This window comes from Chryseobacterium sp. OSA05B (genome assembly GCF_019970065.1).
Classification (GTDB): domain Bacteria; phylum Bacteroidota; class Bacteroidia; order Flavobacteriales; family Weeksellaceae; genus Chryseobacterium.
Genome location: NZ_JAHXYH010000010.1, coordinates 1 through 16805, shown reverse-complemented (window position 1 = coordinate 16805; position 16805 = coordinate 1). Strand labels below are relative to the sequence as shown.

General features: G+C 36.5%; 14 protein-coding genes and 1 pseudogene. 6 read left to right on the top strand and 9 right to left on the bottom strand.

All coding sequences use genetic code 11. The features are described 5' to 3' along the window. The first annotated feature begins 3 nt into the window (after positions 1–3). Positions 4–1395, top strand: a complete 1392-nt coding sequence (locus tag LC419_RS22885; RefSeq protein WP_223609532.1) for a RagB/SusD family nutrient uptake outer membrane protein — start codon at positions 4–6, stop codon at positions 1393–1395. Then, entirely contained in the window at positions 1385–3871 is a 2487-nt protein-coding gene (locus LC419_RS22880) for a prolyl oligopeptidase family serine peptidase (RefSeq protein ID WP_223609531.1), read from the top strand. Before LC419_RS22885 ends, LC419_RS22880 begins: the two co-directional genes overlap by 11 nt. Before the next feature lie 15 nt (positions 3872–3886). On the opposite strand, the gene LC419_RS22875 is transcribed toward LC419_RS22880, so the two are convergent. The 3 genes from LC419_RS22875 to LC419_RS22865 form a co-directional block, all read right to left on the bottom strand. Continuing rightward, a complete protein-coding gene (locus LC419_RS22875; protein WP_223609530.1) occupies positions 3887–4147 on the bottom strand; it encodes a DUF6520 family protein in 261 nt (86 codons plus the stop codon). A gap of 23 nt (positions 4148–4170) precedes the next feature. After that, positions 4171–5664, bottom strand: a complete 1494-nt coding sequence (locus LC419_RS22870; RefSeq protein ID WP_223609529.1) for a MauE/DoxX family redox-associated membrane protein — start codon at positions 5662–5664, stop codon at positions 4171–4173. Positions 5665–5882: 218 nt separating this feature from the next. Further along, positions 5883–6086 carry a hypothetical protein gene (locus tag LC419_RS22865; protein WP_223609528.1) on the bottom strand — a complete coding sequence of 68 codons (204 nt, stop codon included), beginning with the start codon at positions 6084–6086 and terminating at the stop codon, positions 5883–5885. Positions 6087–6365: 279 nt separating this feature from the next. On the opposite strand from LC419_RS22865, the gene LC419_RS22860 reads away from it, so the two are divergent. The 3 genes from LC419_RS22860 (at position 6366) to LC419_RS22850 (ending at position 9416) form a co-directional block, all read left to right on the top strand. Next, positions 6366–8084: an AraC family transcriptional regulator gene (locus LC419_RS22860; protein ID WP_223609527.1), complete on the top strand. Its 1719-nt coding sequence runs from the start codon at positions 6366–6368 to the stop codon at positions 8082–8084. A gap of 47 nt (positions 8085–8131) precedes the next feature. Next, positions 8132–8977, top strand: a complete 846-nt coding sequence (locus LC419_RS22855; RefSeq protein ID WP_223609526.1) for an RteC domain-containing protein — start codon at positions 8132–8134, stop codon at positions 8975–8977. A gap of 142 nt (positions 8978–9119) precedes the next feature. Continuing rightward, a complete protein-coding gene (locus LC419_RS22850; RefSeq protein ID WP_223609525.1) occupies positions 9120–9416 on the top strand; it encodes a helix-turn-helix domain-containing protein in 297 nt (98 codons plus the stop codon). Positions 9417–10525: 1109 nt separating this feature from the next. Here LC419_RS22850 and LC419_RS22845 read toward each other — a convergent pair. Then, a complete protein-coding gene (locus tag LC419_RS22845) occupies positions 10526–10777 on the bottom strand; it encodes a hypothetical protein (protein WP_223609524.1) in 252 nt (83 codons plus the stop codon). 518 nt (positions 10778–11295) lie between these two features. Between LC419_RS22845 and LC419_RS22840 the strand changes: the two are divergent. Further along, positions 11296–11847 (top strand): annotated as a pseudogene (locus tag LC419_RS22840) (RteC domain-containing protein); the annotation flags it as partial. A 751-nt stretch (positions 11848–12598) separates the two neighbouring features. Here LC419_RS22840 and LC419_RS22835 read toward each other — a convergent pair. The 5 genes from LC419_RS22835 to LC419_RS22815 all read right to left on the bottom strand — a co-directional run. Further along, positions 12599–13123, bottom strand: coding sequence for a hypothetical protein (locus LC419_RS22835; protein WP_223609523.1), 525 nt, complete (start codon positions 13121–13123; stop codon positions 12599–12601). 74 nt (positions 13124–13197) lie between these two features. Then, positions 13198–13440 carry a hypothetical protein gene (locus LC419_RS22830; RefSeq protein WP_223609522.1) on the bottom strand — a complete coding sequence of 81 codons (243 nt, stop codon included), beginning with the start codon at positions 13438–13440 and terminating at the stop codon, positions 13198–13200. Next, the gene (locus LC419_RS22825) at positions 13394–14641 is read right to left on the bottom strand and encodes a hypothetical protein (RefSeq protein WP_223609521.1); all 1248 of its coding nucleotides are present in this window, start codon (positions 14639–14641) and stop codon (positions 13394–13396) included. The genes LC419_RS22830 and LC419_RS22825 overlap by 47 nt, the downstream gene beginning before the upstream one ends. A gap of 522 nt (positions 14642–15163) precedes the next feature. After that, the gene (locus tag LC419_RS22820) at positions 15164–15643 is read right to left on the bottom strand and encodes a hypothetical protein (RefSeq protein ID WP_223609520.1); all 480 of its coding nucleotides are present in this window, start codon (positions 15641–15643) and stop codon (positions 15164–15166) included. A gap of 122 nt (positions 15644–15765) precedes the next feature. Further along, on the bottom strand, positions 15766–16805 hold a 1040-nt coding region (locus LC419_RS22815; RefSeq protein WP_223609519.1), incomplete at its 5' end, for a PDZ domain-containing protein.

Sequence of the window (16805 nt, the reverse complement as noted above, 5' to 3'; positions counted from 1 at the left end):
ATCATGAAATTATTTAAAGCGATTACTATAAGAAAGATTGTTGCTGTATGGGCAGTCCTGCACGTATTGGCAGGATGTGAAAATCTGCTGGAAGTCGATACCCCTTCCGACCAGCTGGATACCGGGCAGGTTTTCGAGAGTGTGAAGACGGCCAATGCAGCTTTGGCGGGGCTTTATGCTAACTTATGGGATAATTCCCCCCTGTCAGGAGGAACGCAGGGAAGTGGAGTGCTATTGGGGAGCTATACGGATGACCTGGTCTGCTATTACGCTTCCGGGGAGAGCAGTGGAGCGCTTGATCTCTATAAGAACCTTCAGATCGCATCAAATTCTGCGGTATATATGTACTGGTCTTCAGCCTACAAAGAGGTATATATGGCCAATGCTATTATGGAAGGAGCGGAGAACTCAAAATCACTACCGCAGTCTGAAAAAAGCAGGATAAAAGGGGAGGCTCTGCTGATAAGATCCCTTCTTTTTTTCTACCTCCAGCAGGTTTTCGGAGATATCCCAATGCCACTCACAACGGATTATAAGGTCAATCAGTCCTTATCCAAAACCTCCGCTGCAGAAGTTGTTTTGAGACTGGAATCTGACTTTAAGGAGTCTTCGGATCTTTTGTCTGACCAGTACAGGAGTGCTGAAAGAATTTTTCCTAACCGTAAAGTCGCACAGCTGATGCTGGCCAAAATATACATGCTCCAGGGAAAGTGGAATGAAGCAGAAGATGTTTTAAAAACCATTGCATCCAGTCCCTCGTATACTTTTGAACAGGACATTACTAAAGTTTTTCAAAAATCAGGGACCCATATCCTCTGGCAGCTTAAACCTAAAAATAATAATGACCCGACCAGTGAGGTACAGACCTATTATTTCTCTGATTCGGCTCCTGGACTGTATGCCCTAAACAATGATCTGGTGAGCGCTTTCTCACCAGGTGATAAGCGAAGACAGAACTGGATCATGCCCGTAACGGTCAATCAGAATACCTGGTACCGCGCTGATAAATATAAGAACCGCGCAGCAAATCCTACGGAGTATTCTGTTGTCTTTAGGGTGGAGGAAGTTTATCTGAGTCTGGCTGAAGCTCTGGCCAGGCAAAATAAACTCTCTGAGGCTCTTCCCTATATCAATTATACCAGACTTCGTGCGGGGCTTTCTGCTTTAACGGGGATGAATTCCCAGCAGGCAGTGCTGGATGAGATCGTTTCTGAGAACCGAAGAGAATTCTTCTGTGAAATGGGTCACCGTTTTATGGATCTTAAAAGATTCGGGAGTCTTGCTACACTTCCTCCGGTAAAGCCCAACTGGAAAGAATATCACAGGGTGTGGCCGGTTCCGCAAAAGGAACTGCTGCTGAATTCTAATCTTAAACCTCAGAATAATGGCTATTAAGAGAATAAGGAAACGCTGTCTTTTTGTATGGTTTGTGGTAATAGTAGGTTTGGTTTCGGGGCAACAGGGAGCACAGAGGGATACCTTAGATCAGTGGATCTCAAAATTTTATGAGACAGATGGTCTTTCCATGTCTCCGGATGGGAGATGGGTAGCGGTGAAGAAAAGATATACTGATCAGGACAGCATCCTTATTTTTGATACGAAGAATAAAAAGGGAGATAAGTATATGGCTGCTAAAGCTTCTATGATTGAGCTGTTGGATGATCACCATGCAATGCTTACCGGGCAAGGGCAGGCATCCTGGTGGAATCTTCTGTCAAAGAAAAATATCAGCTACGGCGAGGTGAAACAGAGCGGGGTATGGTCTGCTGATGGATATTGTATTTTAAACCGATCCGGGCAATTACAGATCATGGATGCCGAAGGCAAGATCTTAGCCCAATATGCTGGTGTGGAATATTATATTACCGACGGGAAAGGAAATCTTATGGTGCAGGCAAAAACCCAAGAAGGCCATGAAATCCTGAAATTCCAGAACCCCGGTTTTAGAAAATTGCTGGATCTGGATGATTTTGAGCGCATGGAGTTTACGGATTCAGATCGGTATGTGGCCATTTACAGGCAATCGTCAGGAAAAGGTTTTCGTAATATCATGCTGATGGATATAGGAAAGGAAACGTGGTCTTATCCGCTGGGAAAAGAAGGGACTCTGGCAGATTACCTGACCTTAAAGGAAATTGGTAAAGGAGACTCATTCTTAATTGAGGCGGTTAAGAATGTTCCATACCCTGAAAATGAAGTTGAAATCTGGTATGGGAATGACCGGAATCTTGAAAGCAGAGAGTTTGGGAGAAAACCGTCTCGAAGATACTGGAACTGGAAGTCTGGCCGTGATAGAGCAATCCCTTTTAGCACTCTGGAAAATGAAACCATAAGCTCGATTGGCAGCGATCGTTATTTCGTGGTCTTTCGTGGAGATGAGTTACAGGATTATGTACATCATATTCCTGACCTGAATCTATCCCTTTATGATACTTTAACAGGAAAGAGAATAAGCATAGGCAGAGTAGGGAACAGATCAGTGAGTTCAAAAGACGGAAGTCTGATCTTATTCACAGACACACGTGGTATTTGGCATCTGCTTCATGTAAAAACATTGGAAAAGCAGAAGATTCGGGGGGAAGGATTGAAAAAACCTTATTTCAGTGAGGATTCAAAAACCATCTATTTTGAAAGTGATTCAGGGATATGGATGTACTCTGTGCAATCGCGGAAGACGGATAGGCTTAGTATCAGTAGAGGACAAAAGGTTCAGATGATTGGAGGGGAGCAAAAGTCATTGTGCACAGGATATAATTTTTATCAGAGCGTTGTACATGATCATAACGGCTTAGTCTTAAAAATAGAGGATAGTGAGAAGGGAGAAGTTTCCTATGAGTTTTTTAAGAATGGAAAAAGCAAATTAATGTATTTCTCCTCCAATCATGTAAAATCAATAGTCTTTAGCAGGGACTTGACGAAAATGGCTGGTTTGGAAGAAAACTTTAACAAACCTCCCGAACTCTGGATGGTGGAAGCCAGGGAACATGAAAAGAAACTTTTACTGGAGAGTGAATCATCGGATCGGAAAGCGGTATTACTCAGGCAACAGATTATTTCATATACAACTTCTTTGGGAATACCGCTAAAGGGGATTTTATATTACCCCGTCAATTATAATCCCTTACAGGAATATCCTGTTATTGTTCATATTTATCAGAAGCAGTCCGATCAGGCTAAAAATTATCTACTGCCCAGATATGATGAGATAGGTTTTAATATCAGGACCTTAGTGGAAAGAGGATATTTTGTCTATCTTCCGGATGTTGTGATCGAAAACGGTTCTCCGGGCACCTCCGGTCTGGATGCAGTGGAGCGCTCTTTGGATGCTTTAAAGAAATATCCCTTGAAACTTAATAGATTTGGATTAATAGGACACTCATTCGGGAGTTACTTAACGAATTTTATAGCCACTCATTCTAATCGTTTTTCAGCCTATATTTCCGGTTCCGGAGTAAGTGATCTGGTCAGTTCTTATTTCTCATATAACAGGAATTATTCCAGTCCTCATTACTGGCAGTTGGAAACCGGACAGTATGAAATGGAGCGTTCTTTTTTTAAGGATAAAGAATTGTACATGAGGAACAACCCCATCCTGAATGCAGATAGGGTAGGCGCTCCCATCTTATTGTGGACCGGGCTGAAGGATCAGAACGTGGTGCCTGAACAGACTATGGAATTTTATATAGCTCTGAAAAGAAGCGGTAAACAGGTTGTGGCGTTATTGTACAGGAATGGAGGACATGATTTGGGAATCGGGACCAGGGAGAATAGAGACTTAAATCGGAGAATGATTGACTGGTGGGATTACTTTTTAAAAGATAAATCAGATATTGAATGGATAGATCAACAAATGAAAAAGGATGCTCAGTAGCATCCTCTTTCTTTTTTAAGGTTTAAATAAAACACTGCCACACTCGGTAGGGCTTATCGGAGCACGATGTAGAGGTGTTACTCCGTCTGCTGTCCACCTGCAGACTACATTCTGAATGGTACTGCATTCCTGTCCAACCTGTACGCAGAGTCCCGATTCGGGGTCCATACGATACGTTGGAATTACTGCACCTTTGGTGTTGTTTGCTGCTTTGGTTGCAAAAGCAGCGCCTGTGCCCAGTAATACTAAAGCAGCAGGGATCATTAGCTTTTTCATAATAAAAAAATATTTAGTGATGCCTACTCTGTTGTAAGGTTTTCGGCTTCCCCTTTTAATGGTTTTCTAAATTGATATCTGAGTAATTGTTTTCCTGAAATTATATACAGGCCCTCAGAGGTTACTATGATGTCATCGACCTTTTGCTTTGGGAGATAAAAGCTTGCGATATATTCATTACGATCTATTTTGTAGATGTCCACGGCCTTTCTTCCTTTTCGCAGTCTGGCAGGTTCGAATTTTCCAGGCAACCCCGAAATATTGTAGGTATAGTTTCCGTAAAATGCGGATTGGATATTGACCCTTACCGGGGGAGCATTCATAATGTGGGTGCCGTTTGAAAGCTGTGTGATATTCATTTGGGCTTTAGAAATGGGATCAATGGTAGACTGTCTTTTTACATGGGGCAAACTATCATTAATCATGACGAGCTGGTTCCTGTAGAAATACGTGTAGAGAAATTCTCCGGGATATTGCTGATTTTCGATCAGTTTACCATCACAGTCAAAAATACCATCGATCTGCTTTTCTAAAATAGTGGGAAATAGAGTGACATTAGTTTTCTGCCCGGTACTAAGTCGTGCGATGGTATATTCATGTGTCCTGCTATCCTGGGTCCGAAGAATAAAGTTTGATGAATCTATTACCGCCAACTGGGAAAAGAAGGCATCCCCCTTGCTGATTGTTTTAGCGGCAGAATCGTTTAATGTCCCCCGATAAATGACAGGCACAGTTCCGTCATAAAGATAATAGTAAGGATGCTTAACTTTAACCTGTAAACTTTTGAAAGAATAATCTGAGTGGTCAGGAATAATTCTGAATGATTCTGTTTGTTTGAACCTGTAATCGGTTTTCGTCAGAATTAAAGGGGTACTGCGGCTTCCTAAGTATATTCCCTTATTATCTTTACCGGCAAAATAATAATCACCATGGTCAAGATCTGTCTTTTCGCGTTCTGTGATAAAATTTGGCAGAAACTTTCTTGTAAAATTATTTTCCTTTTTGATAATATGTTCGGATTGTAAAAAAAGGATGATCACCATTAAGCACGATAAGATCATTATAATAGCTGACGAAATGATATATTTTATTTTTCTGGTCTGCCTGTGTTTCTCAATAATAATTACGGCGATTAATGAAAGAAAAATGCAGACAATATTAAAGAGGAGATGTTCAGTCCAACCCATTTTCTCCAAAATACCACCGCAGGAACACGGAACAAAATCACTGTAATTCAAAATAAGATAGATGTAAATGGTAAAGGCGGTCATCATACCCAGCGAAGCATACAGCCCCAGTAAACGAAGTTTTGGAATAAGCAAAAAACCAACAATGATTATCTCCGTGAGAATTACACTATATGATACAAATCCCGCAAATGCGCTGAGTAGGGGAGACTGAGCAATTTGTACCTGGAAATTCTCAAAATCAAGGACTTTGCTGATGCCAGCATAACAGAATAGCAGTACAAAGAAGTAGGCTATAAGTAATGATACGATGTGGGCAATATTTTTCATAATGATAGAGGTTGTATGATGATTTATCCTATCTGAATAAGTTTCCATTTTAACTTTTGGCCACAATAGTCAGGCATTTTATGGCCTTTAGCTATAGGGCGGGTTGTTTTAAAATTCCCCATACTCTCCCAGATGCCGCTGGTCGGGCATGTTGATCCGGTTGAACATATAGTGGTTGCATGATTTGGACTCATTTTTAATGGAAATTAGAGGTTAATTTATTGATAAAGCCGCCAATCCTGTCCATCCTTTATGGGGGGATCTTTTTGTTGTTGGGTTGTATCGGATTTACAGTTTATCTCCGTTCTGTTTCGACTTAAAACATGTTTTTTCGGCTCGTTTTCTTCCAGGCTATCTACCTGGCGGCAACTGATCGCGGTTAATAAAATGATACTGATAATCAAAGGGATGTACTTTTTCATGATTAAATTTTTAAAGATTAAAAGTGATCCCGGCCGGGATTTGATAGAATTCTTATTCCAAAATTATCTCAGTTAACAGCGGAAAAAAACAGCACTGTGACAGGCTTTAAAAATAAAGACGTCCTAATTTTTAAATTTTGACGCCAATACTTGATAAATAATTGTTTATTTATCAAGTATTTTATAAAAATGAGACATATTCTTTATAAATATTTTTATATCACTGTATTTTGACATAAAATGTTTAAATTTGGAGGGTCTGGTTTATAAAATTTCTTTATGTCGGTTACTAGATTTCTATTATTTGCCTTTATACTACATTTTAATAGTTTTTTTTCTCAGCCTGGAAATGAGGACTATCTCAGTATTCGGAGAAAATATGAAAATCTGGAAAAAAATAATACAGATGCTTTACCTTCTGTAAGACTGTTTATCAAAAAAGCTAAAAAAGAAAAAGACTATTCGCGTCTTGTTCAGGGGTACAAGGACGCCGTACTTTTTTCTTCATCGGGTCATGATAAAATGCGATATGCTGACAGTACGATTCTGGCCGCGCTGAAATCTGAAGACAATGATCTGATCAGCACGGCGTATCTTGGCAAGGGAATCATTCATTATTTTAATTTTAAAAAATTTGAGCCTGCACTGGATGAATATCTAAAAGCGTATCAGTATGCTAAAAATACAAAAGATGACTATTTAAGGTATAAAGTAAAATACCACTTAGGCGTTGTCAAAAGTTACCTCGGGTATTATCAGGACGCTCTGGAACTATTCGGTGAGTGTAGTGTTTTTTTTGAGAATAAATGCAAACAAAACCTACACCCCAATGAGCTATATAATAATACAAGGGGATATTACAACAGTCTTCATCAGATGATTGTTTGCTATCAGCATCTTAAAAATTTTAAGGTATCAGACAGTTTGATCAACGTATCGCTCTCCAAGACTTATGATATGGATGAATTTTCTTTGGAGCGTGGATACTTTTTTAAATGTAAAGGACTTTTGGAGTATAATCATAAAAACTACAATGCTGCCATATCAGATCTTAACCAATCCTTACAGCCAATCCTCAAAGCAAAGGATTTTGCCTGGGCTTCTGTTGTGTACTATTATTTAGGTAAAAGCTATACCTCTATTAATACAACTAAAAGACTGCAATATTTTATAAAAGTAGATTCGATTTTTAATACTCATCATTTTATCTTACCTGACGTCAGACCCGGCTACGAGGAATTGATTAAAAATAGTAAGAAAGAGAAAAACCTGGAAAAAGAACTGTATTATACCCGGCAACTTTTAAAAGTTGATAGTGTACTCAGCAAAGATTTCACTTATTTGTCAGCTAAAATTCATAAAGAGTATGATACCAAATTGCTTATCGACAAGAAAGAGATGTTGGAGCAGAAAAGTGAGGGAAGACTCATTTCAATGATTATTTTCATTGTTTTAACTTTGTTATTTCTGGGACTATTTATTATCCGGTTTTTAAAAGAGCGGAAAATCCAGAGAAAATATGCGGAGCTACAGCACAGATTGAGTGAAGAAGGAAGGAAAGCCACCAGTAATACAGAAGAAGTTAAAAGAAAGAATGTATTACCTGGTGAAGAGCGAAAAAGTGTACTGACAGCTGAACAAATTCATGAACTATCCGCCAAGTTGGATCTGTTTGAAATCAATAACAGTTTCATACAGAAGGGGCTCACTCAAAATAAATTAGCGGCAAAACTCGGCACCAATACATCCTATTTATCGACCTATATCAATGAACATAAAAAGGTCAATTTTAACCGCTATATAGGAGAACTTCGTATTTCTTATATCACAAAACTTTTAAATTCCAATAAAAAATATCTCAATTATACCATTGAAGCCTTGGCAGAGGAGTGCGGAATCTCTTCGAGACAGAATTTTTCCGATTTGTTTTACGAAATCAACGGGATAAGGCCCAAAGACTTTATCAGGAAGAGAAAAGAAGAACTCGAAGGAATTTGATGCTCAGTATGATCAATCTAAATCTTTGTAATTTTCTAAAAAAAGGTATGGTAACAAAAACATTTTTTAGAAAAGTATGTGAGCTTAGGGAAGATTTAGAAAAGCAGATTGTGATTATAACACAGCAGTATGACAATATTGTCACTTCTTCTGAAGGTATACTTCTGAAGATTGATGAAAGCATAAGAGAACTCAAAAAACTGGTCAAGGATTTTACCTTTGAGTCTATTGCTGATGAGGTTCAATTTTTTAAAGAGCATAAACCTTATTTTATTTCCAGGTATATCTATTATTCTGCAATACTACATATCGAGACCTCAAAACCACAAGCTGGAGATAAATCTTTAAGAAAGTTTTATGAATCTGAGCTGTTAAAATTAAAGACGTATTATGCTGAACAGATAGATTTTTATAATTATTATCGTAGAAAAGCAACGTATCTCGATCATAAGTATTTTGCCAGAAGATCTTACGACTTAAAGATGAAACTCTCCACGGGTCTGTATAATCTTGATGAAGATTTTAACACTTCTCATGATCACAAAATAGCGATAATACAAGCCAATGAGCTGCTTGAGAATTTTGTGATTAAATCTATCCGGAATATGGGTCAAGATATAAAGCCGGATGAGAATGGATATAAATTAGCATGGACCTCATCAAAAGTTTCACTAATTGAATTGATATATGCACTTCATAGGACCAGGTGTTTTAATGGTGGGAATGTAGACTTTAGTGAAGTTGTAAGATTTGCGGAAAAATGGTTAGAAATTGATTTAGGAAACTGTTATAAGACCATTGGTGAAATTAAGAGTCGAAAGTATACTAAAACCAAATTTTTGCAGCTCCTGACAGAAAACCTTGATAAGGCTTTAGAGGAAGGAGAAGACTAATGATTTCTATCTGTTGCTCTGAGTGATTCTAGAGTCCATAAATGATGGAACTTATAAAAAATCCTTCGGTAGTACCGATAAACTACCGAAGGAATTTCGTGACTTTTGTCAAACTTTGTTACGACCATAAAAACAAAATATCATGAATATTGACAGAACAGAATTTATTTCATGGATGGAACGAGTGATGACAAGATTCGATATCCTAAGTGAAAAAATAAAGGAAAATCAAAATGAATTAAATAGTATTGATGGTGAGCAGTTGCTCGATAATCAAGATGTTTTACAGCTGCTCAAAATCAGTTCGAGATCTCTGCAGCGCTATCGTTCTGATAAAAAATTACCTTATTATACCATCAGTGGTAAGTTATACTATAAATTGTCAGATGTGCATCAGTTGATCAGGGATAGTTTTAGAAGAGGTTACCGACAATCATAAATATTGATCATTAACTGTTTTTGACTGTGATTTTTTAAGATATTTTTTAAAAAAGTCAAACTTTATATCGTATGATTGCTAATGTGTTAAAGATTGTGTGGATCCTGTATGAGAACTTTTACAACTCTTTCATTTAGAGAGTAACCAGGGGGAATTTATCTTATCCATTAAATGAATTATCATATGATGGACTAAAAAAAAATTAATATGTTTATTCTTGCTTAATTTCTTACTGATAAAAGCGCAAGATGAAACTTTTGTTGTTAATAAAAACAGATACCCTGTAATCAATCTTATTGTTAAACCTCAAAACTCCTTGTCAGGGGGCGAGGTTTTTTGATGTTTTAAAGGATGATAAGAATTTTACTACTGGCATTCAGCTAAGAGATGATATAAATCCATCAGTTAATATAGAAAATTACTTGTTTGTTAAGTCTCAAATAAGCCATCAAACCCGATTATATCGAGTTTCTGGCTGATTAGTTTATTCAAACTATCCCCAGCCCAAACTAAGGTTACTATCACTTTAATTAGCATTACGCCAAGTGCTCAAAGCACAAAAGATATAGATGTTGACAAAACATTTTCTAACGGAAGATTTGAAAATATTTTAAAGAAATCAGTAATATCAAATAGGCCGATAATGGAACTACGTCGCCGAATTGATCAATAAATTTCGGACGGACCTTTTCTCATAGTTCTGTATTTCGATCAGTAATGAATTTTTCTTTCACCGTTTTTTGAGATTATTTTGAATGGTTTTTGAAATACTTTGAACAGATTCCGTACCATCGCAAAAGATTGATGTTTAATCTCAAAACACTCCTGCGGAAATGCTCGCAATTTCATAAGTACAGATTTTAAATTATCAAGAATTATGGCCGACAGGAGTATATCTAAAAAGGCGAATGGCATTTTCTATGTATAAAATATTCCTTTCTCTAGATGAGAGAAGCTTCAGTATATATATACTTGATCGCATTGCTACCAAGATTTCTCATAGTTTTTTTTCCAAGTCATTTATTTTAAATGATTACTTCTTCTGATGGAGTTAACCAATCTTAGCAAAAAAGTTAGATTGTTTTTATAGTAAGCTTAAGATTTTCTTTTCATATTCTATAAACATCCCATCCAATGGCTCTCCAATTTAGCTCTTCATAATAATCTGCAGTTTTTTTTATAGAATCTTCAAAAATTGAGAAATTGGTATTAAAATCTTTTTTTAATTTTTGATTATCTGTAATAACATTCATTCCGTCCCATAAAGAAGTAATTTCGTGATAGGAGCAAATATTATTTTTTTTAAGAAAATCATTAGGCGTATCTATATAAGTTGGCTTTGTTCCAGTTATATTCTCCATTATTTTAAGATTATCAAGTATAGACTTACTGGCTTGTGTGTTGTAGTATTGTATATATTGCAATGATTTTTTATTTCAATAGATTGTGTAATTATATCCGCCAAGTCTTCAACAAAAGTGTTGTTTTGAATATCAATTCCATTCTCTGGAACTAATATTTCATTTTGTTTTTTCACTCTATACAGCCAGTAATAATACCGGTCACAAAATCATATTTCCCATAGATTATATCTGGCCTTAAAATGATAGGGTCTAACCAATCCGTATTCAGCAAAAGCTTTTCACATTCAGCTTTTTTCTTGCCATATAAATGAAGTGCTGGTTTAAGAAGATTGCCAAACTTTAACGTGGATGAATCCTGTAGATCTTTTTTTGTATAGCTTAATAATTCACAGTCTTCTCTTAATGCTCCATTTATTTTCGAAAAATCATAAACAGAAATAGTAGAAATGAAAATATATCTACATATGGAGATATCAAAACCACGAGCTGGCGATAGATGATTAAGAAAGTTTTATGAATCTGGGCTGTTAAAATTAAAGGCGTATTATGCTGAACAGACAGGTTTTATAATTATTATCGTAGAAAAACAACGTATCTTGATCATAAGTATTTTGCCAGAAGGATCTTACGACTTAAAGATAACACTCTCCTCAGGTCTGTATAATCTTAATGAAGATTTTACCACTTCTCATGATCACAAAATAGCGATAATACAGGACAATGAGCTTCTTGAGAATTTTATGATTAGATCTATCCGGAATATTGGTCATGATACAAAGGGGGATGAGAATGGATATAAATTAGCATGGACCTCTTCAAAAGTGTCATTAATAGAACTGATGTATGCACTTCACAGGCCCAGGTGTTTTAATGGTGGAAATATTGATTTTAGTGAATTGATAAGATTTACAGAAAGATCATTAGAGATTGATTTAGGAAATGTTTACAAGACCGTTGATGAAATTAAGAGTCGAAAATATATTAAAACCAAATTTTTGCAGCTCCTGACAGAAAATCTTGATAAGTTGGTTCGTTTAATTCAAATTAAGCAAAAATTACAAAGCTAATTTTTTTCATTTAATATTTATTGTAAGGCAAGACAATTTAAATTCGATATAAAAATGAAGAATATAAAATCTATTATCAAAGATCTTATTAATATTTCCTGCATTTCTTTTGAAGTATTTTTGCCACTTTGCTGATAATAAAAATACTCCCAAATTATATTTTGGGAGTATGTATGTAAAACATTGTACACGAAAAGCCCACAGTGATATCTTTATATTGTCCCCTAATTTTTCATTTGAAATGATGCCTTAAGAGATTATCTACTTTTCATGGGTATTCTATAGTCATGTCCAGTAAAGAGATATGATGAGTACTAAAATCTTTTGACCAAAATGCCGAATGTAGCGAAGCTCATTCTTGAAAAAACAGGGACGAAAAAAAAGATTACTAATGATTAGAAATTTCATAGATGCAAAATGATTAAAATAATAATGATTAGTTGAGGAAGATAATGATGGCATCAATCCCTGATTGATCAGATGAATCGTGCATTTTATCCTACAGTTTAATTAGCGATAGATTGACTTGCTTTACCTTGTTTAAAACTTAACATTTTCTAAATAAACTTTATCTGATCCACAACTTCCCCTGTGCCTTCCAAAATTGAATATTCTCATTATATGAGTATGTATTTTCATTCCCAAAAAAATAAAGTGACCTTCTCTGAAAAGGTGTCAAACCAAACCGATTAGAATCTCCTAATTTAATTACATGAAAAGACCTTATCTTGATGTAATCTTCCGAGAAATGTTATTTTAATCTCTTTAATGTTACTTGGCTGATAGCTCCGGAGCCAGTAGCACCTGCGCTAAAGGCTTTTACGGTACAGGCAATTCCAGCAGCAGCTCTCCTAGTATGGGTAGAATCCATATCAACAGATGTTATCATGGTGTAGGTTTGTCGTCGTAAATTAGAACCATTAACTTCGGTTGCCGTGTAAAGATCATTACCACGAACAATCCAATCCGCTGTTGTATCATCCCAAACTCCTACAACGGGATTTGAACTTGCAGTTTGAGATAGTTGTATATTCAATATAACCTGATAAACACCACTTGAAGATACAGTAAATGAGTTAGTAGTTGCTGTACTATTGTATTTACCTTCATTGTCAATAATTTCTACATTAAGATTTCCTATAGGAGTGGCTACCGCGCTAGAAATGGTAAAATCAGCTGACAATTGGGCAGTTATCTCCTGAGCTATCAATAACTGTCCATTGACTGCGATTACAGTACCATTTGAAGTAGGTAAATTCCAGCTAAACTTTGCCAAGTGGGAGCAACACCCGGACCGTTGGAAGAAAGGAATTGTCCCGCTACCCCTGCATTTCCGGCAGTTGTTGCATTTCAACCAATGTTCAGTTCATTCGTTATCTGCAAAGTACCATTGACATGAAGGTTTTTTTGAGGAGTAATTGTTCCTATACCGATTCTGTTATTGGCTGCATCAACTGAAAATGTAGTACCGTCAACAGAAAATCCGTTGGCAGCATTATTTCCAGTAAAAGATAAAGGAAATGTTCCTTGAGATACTGTTCTTGCACTATTTAACACACCATCTGTATTGTAGATATTTGCATTTGCAGCCATCGTTGTCCATGTTGGTGCTGATCCTGCGCCTCCAGAATGTTGTCCCTGCGCTTCCGGCAGTTGATGCATTTCCTCCAACATTGAATTCATTGGTTAACTGTAAGGTTCCGTTTACATGCATATTTCTCTGAGGTGTCGTTGTGCCTATACCTAATTTATTATTAAGTGCATCTAAAGAAAAGGTATTTCCATCAACAGAAAATCCATTTGTAACATTCCCTCCCGTGAAAGTCAAAGTATTAGTTCCTTGGCTAACAGTTCGGTTATTTAAAAGAGTTCCGTCTGCATTGTAAATGTTATTATTAACACCTGCTGACACCGTTGTCCATGTTGGTGCTGATCCTGCGCCTCCAGAAGTAAGAAACTGTCCTGTTGTACCTGCATTTCCTAAGACAGATGGACTTTCCCCCACTTTTAAATCATTGATTAACTGCATATCTCCATTCACCACCAACTTGCTCAACGGTGCAGTTGCACCAATTCCTATCCTACGATTAGTCTGATCTATTGACAGTATAGAGTTGATTTTATTTTCAGTACCAGAGACCGTATTAAAATGTAGACCTTCCGCTATCGTGAAATCTGCGCTCTGAGCAGTTTCATGTCTTATATTAATACCATAATTTGAGTCTAATTCTCTAAATTCTAAAATACCACCTGCACCATATGAATTACTATTTGACTGAAGTCTTATATTAGGGTTTTGCTCTGTGGTTTTATTACCTATTTCTAGGGACGCCACAGGAGTTGTTGTTCCAATACCAACTTTATTATTAGCCGCATCTACTGACAATGTTGTTCCGTCAACAGAAAAAGAATTGTTAACCGTTCCGATGAAAGCTAAAGTATTAGAACCCTGAGTTACGATTCTGTTCCCTGTGAGTAATCCGTCCGCGTTATAAATATTACTGGGAATACCTGCAGATGTTGATAGCTTAGTCCATACAGTTCCGTTATAATAATAGTATCCGGTAGCATCAATATTCAATGCAATTCCAGTTTGAGTTCCTGTACTGATGTTATCAACATACAGAATGGTTGAAGTAGCAACCCCGCTCATAGATTGGGCACGCTGCCTATCCACTCTAGGTATAAGTAAACCTTCTGCGTTGGTTGTAGATCCTGTAGGGTTTTTAGCAGCTATTTCCAGCGAAGCTTTTGGTGATGTGGTATTAATTCCAACTTTTAAATAGTTTTTCATATGATGAGTATTTGGTTATAAGTAGATTAAACGTTGTATTTAATTATACAGGAGTTATAAAATGCACTTGCTTCTTTGAAAGTCAGTCTTCTCGTATATTGCTGATCGGAATAATACTTCCACTGCCAATATTTTCATTAGTTTAGGAAGGTAAAAACATTATCTTGTTAATCTACGTTAGAAATGCTCGTTGAAAGGCTATCTTTTCCGGAATCAAAATATTTACTGTTTATTTCCTGCGTGAGAGTTAAAAGAAAACAGACAAAGCGAGAACTGCTTACAAGTGATCATAATTGTTGATTTTCATGGTGTTTTGTTTAAGTTGCAATTTTCAATATGATAAGTGCCAAACCTCATTTTACCTTCCGAAACTTGATAATACATTATCTGTTATTTCCAAGATTAACTATTATTGATAGAACTCGATGAGAAAATTTCTGATAGTTGTCGGTTTAATAAGCACATGAAAAAAGACTGAAAGTTCTTCAGTCTTTTTTCATGTGCTTAAACACTAATTACTATTTATCCACCTGAGCCAAATACAAAGTCTATAATTGTGGTGTAAGTATCCGCGATAGTAGCCCTACCTGAGCAGTAGAAACGTAGAGCATATTTATCTTTGGGATACTCAGTACTTACTGTAACCGATGACTGATGGAAGGTAAAGACCACATTTTTTCCTTCAAGTGTTGCTTGATATATGCCTTTTCTTGATTTGGTAGCCTGTATATAAAGTGTGCAGGTTGTTTTTTTCTTATCTGCACGGGATCTGATTTTAACTGATATTTTATGATCATCGATATTCTGGATGATGATACCAACCCAGTTAACCTTCACTTCTTTTTGATAGTCTGGAGTGAGGTAACTTCCATCCACTTTGATTTTAGTCGTTGTCTTCTTTTCAGTGACCACAGATTTTTCAATTGTAGCCGGTTTTTGTGTACAGCTATTGGTTGCAAAAATCAACGTGCCAGATAATTCTAGTCCTTTTAAAATGTTCATATAGTTCAGTTGATATTTTACATCATTAACTTAGCAAAAGGCTTACCAAGGATTCAAATAAGCAAAGGGGGAGAATAAAAGTTTTAAAGGTATTGCTATCTATAGAATCTTCTTACTAATCATTATTTCTTACCTGTTAGCCATTGATTTTGCAGTTTCACTTCTGCCGGACTTGGATTTGCTCTGAACTGTAAGGTTTCTACTATTGTTTGATATAATACTGCTTTTCCTTTAAGATCAATTTTATCCGTTTTGTCGCCATTTTTTCTAAGAATGGTCACTGTCACATCTTGACCTTCTTTAATTGATTTAGCATAATTGATAAAATCTTGCATTTTCTGGATATCGATTGTTTTTCCGTCCAAGGAAACAATTTCGTCTGTGATTTTAAATCCAACGTTTTTTGAAAAGGGTGATAGCTCAGAGTTTTCATTAAATTTGAAAGTATTATTCTTATCGTTGTAACCAGTCTGGTTTGGGTCTTTGATGAACCATAAAAGAGGAGGTGTATCCTTCTTTTTCGCTTCTACGCCTACCATATTAAGATACTCTGCATAAGGGGTAGGCTGGTTTCCTGCGATATATTTGTTATAGAAATCCTTCACCTGAGGATAACCGGTTACGGTTACCAGTTCGTCGATCAGTTTGTCATCTTTGAAAGGTTTGTTTTCTCCGAATCTCTGGGACAGCTTTCTGATCATATCACGGTAACCCATTTCACCGTTAGATAGTTTTCTCAGTTCAATATCCAGACACATAGCCAGTAAAGCTCCTTTTTCGTAAACGTTTCTGTACTGATCTTTGTATTCGTCTTGCAGGATATTTTTACTCATGACTGTAAATGGCATCGTATCATCAAAACCCTTTGAGTTCGCGATCTTCTTATTGATTCTTTTAAGGAAATCATCTTTGTTGATCAGGCCTTCCTGAATCTGGAAAAGGTTGGCAAAATATTCTGTTCCTCCTTCATACATCCATAAATGCTGAGACATTTTAGGATCTGAATAATCAAAATAATGGATCTCTTCAGAATGCGTTTTCAAAGGATTCACCGTGTGGAAGAATTCATGCGAAACAACATCTGTAATCGTTTTGTCGATCGCTTCTTTCGGCATCATTTCAGGAAGTACCACACTGGTAGATTCATGGTGCTCCAATGCTC

Excerpts from the sequence above, each read along its gene's own strand:
- LC419_RS22860 (WP_223609527.1), top strand. The coding sequence starts at position 6,366 with ATGTCGGTTACTAGATTTCTATTATTTGCCTTTATACTACATTTTAAT.
- LC419_RS22850 (WP_223609525.1), top strand. The coding sequence starts at position 9,120 with ATGAATATTGACAGAACAGAATTTATTTCATGGATGGAACGAGTGATG.
- LC419_RS22870 (WP_223609529.1), bottom strand. The coding sequence starts at position 5,664 with ATGAAAAATATTGCCCACATCGTATCATTACTTATAGCCTACTTCTTT.
- LC419_RS22885 (WP_223609532.1), top strand. The coding sequence starts at position 4 with ATGAAATTATTTAAAGCGATTACTATAAGAAAGATTGTTGCTGTATGG.
- LC419_RS22855 (WP_223609526.1), top strand. The coding sequence starts at position 8,132 with ATGGTAACAAAAACATTTTTTAGAAAAGTATGTGAGCTTAGGGAAGAT.
- LC419_RS22825 (WP_223609521.1), bottom strand. The coding sequence starts at position 14,641 with ATGAAAAACTATTTAAAAGTTGGAATTAATACCACATCACCAAAAGCT.
- LC419_RS22875 (WP_223609530.1), bottom strand. The coding sequence starts at position 4,147 with ATGAAAAAGCTAATGATCCCTGCTGCTTTAGTATTACTGGGCACAGGC.
- LC419_RS22820 (WP_223609520.1), bottom strand. The coding sequence starts at position 15,643 with ATGAACATTTTAAAAGGACTAGAATTATCTGGCACGTTGATTTTTGCA.
- LC419_RS22865 (WP_223609528.1), bottom strand. The coding sequence starts at position 6,086 with ATGAAAAAGTACATCCCTTTGATTATCAGTATCATTTTATTAACCGCG.
- LC419_RS22830 (WP_223609522.1), bottom strand. The coding sequence starts at position 13,440 with ATGGCTGCAAATGCAAATATCTACAATACAGATGGTGTGTTAAATAGT.
- LC419_RS22845 (WP_223609524.1), bottom strand. The coding sequence starts at position 10,777 with ATGGAGAATATAACTGGAACAAAGCCAACTTATATAGATACGCCTAAT.
- LC419_RS22880 (WP_223609531.1), top strand. The coding sequence starts at position 1,385 with ATGGCTATTAAGAGAATAAGGAAACGCTGTCTTTTTGTATGGTTTGTG.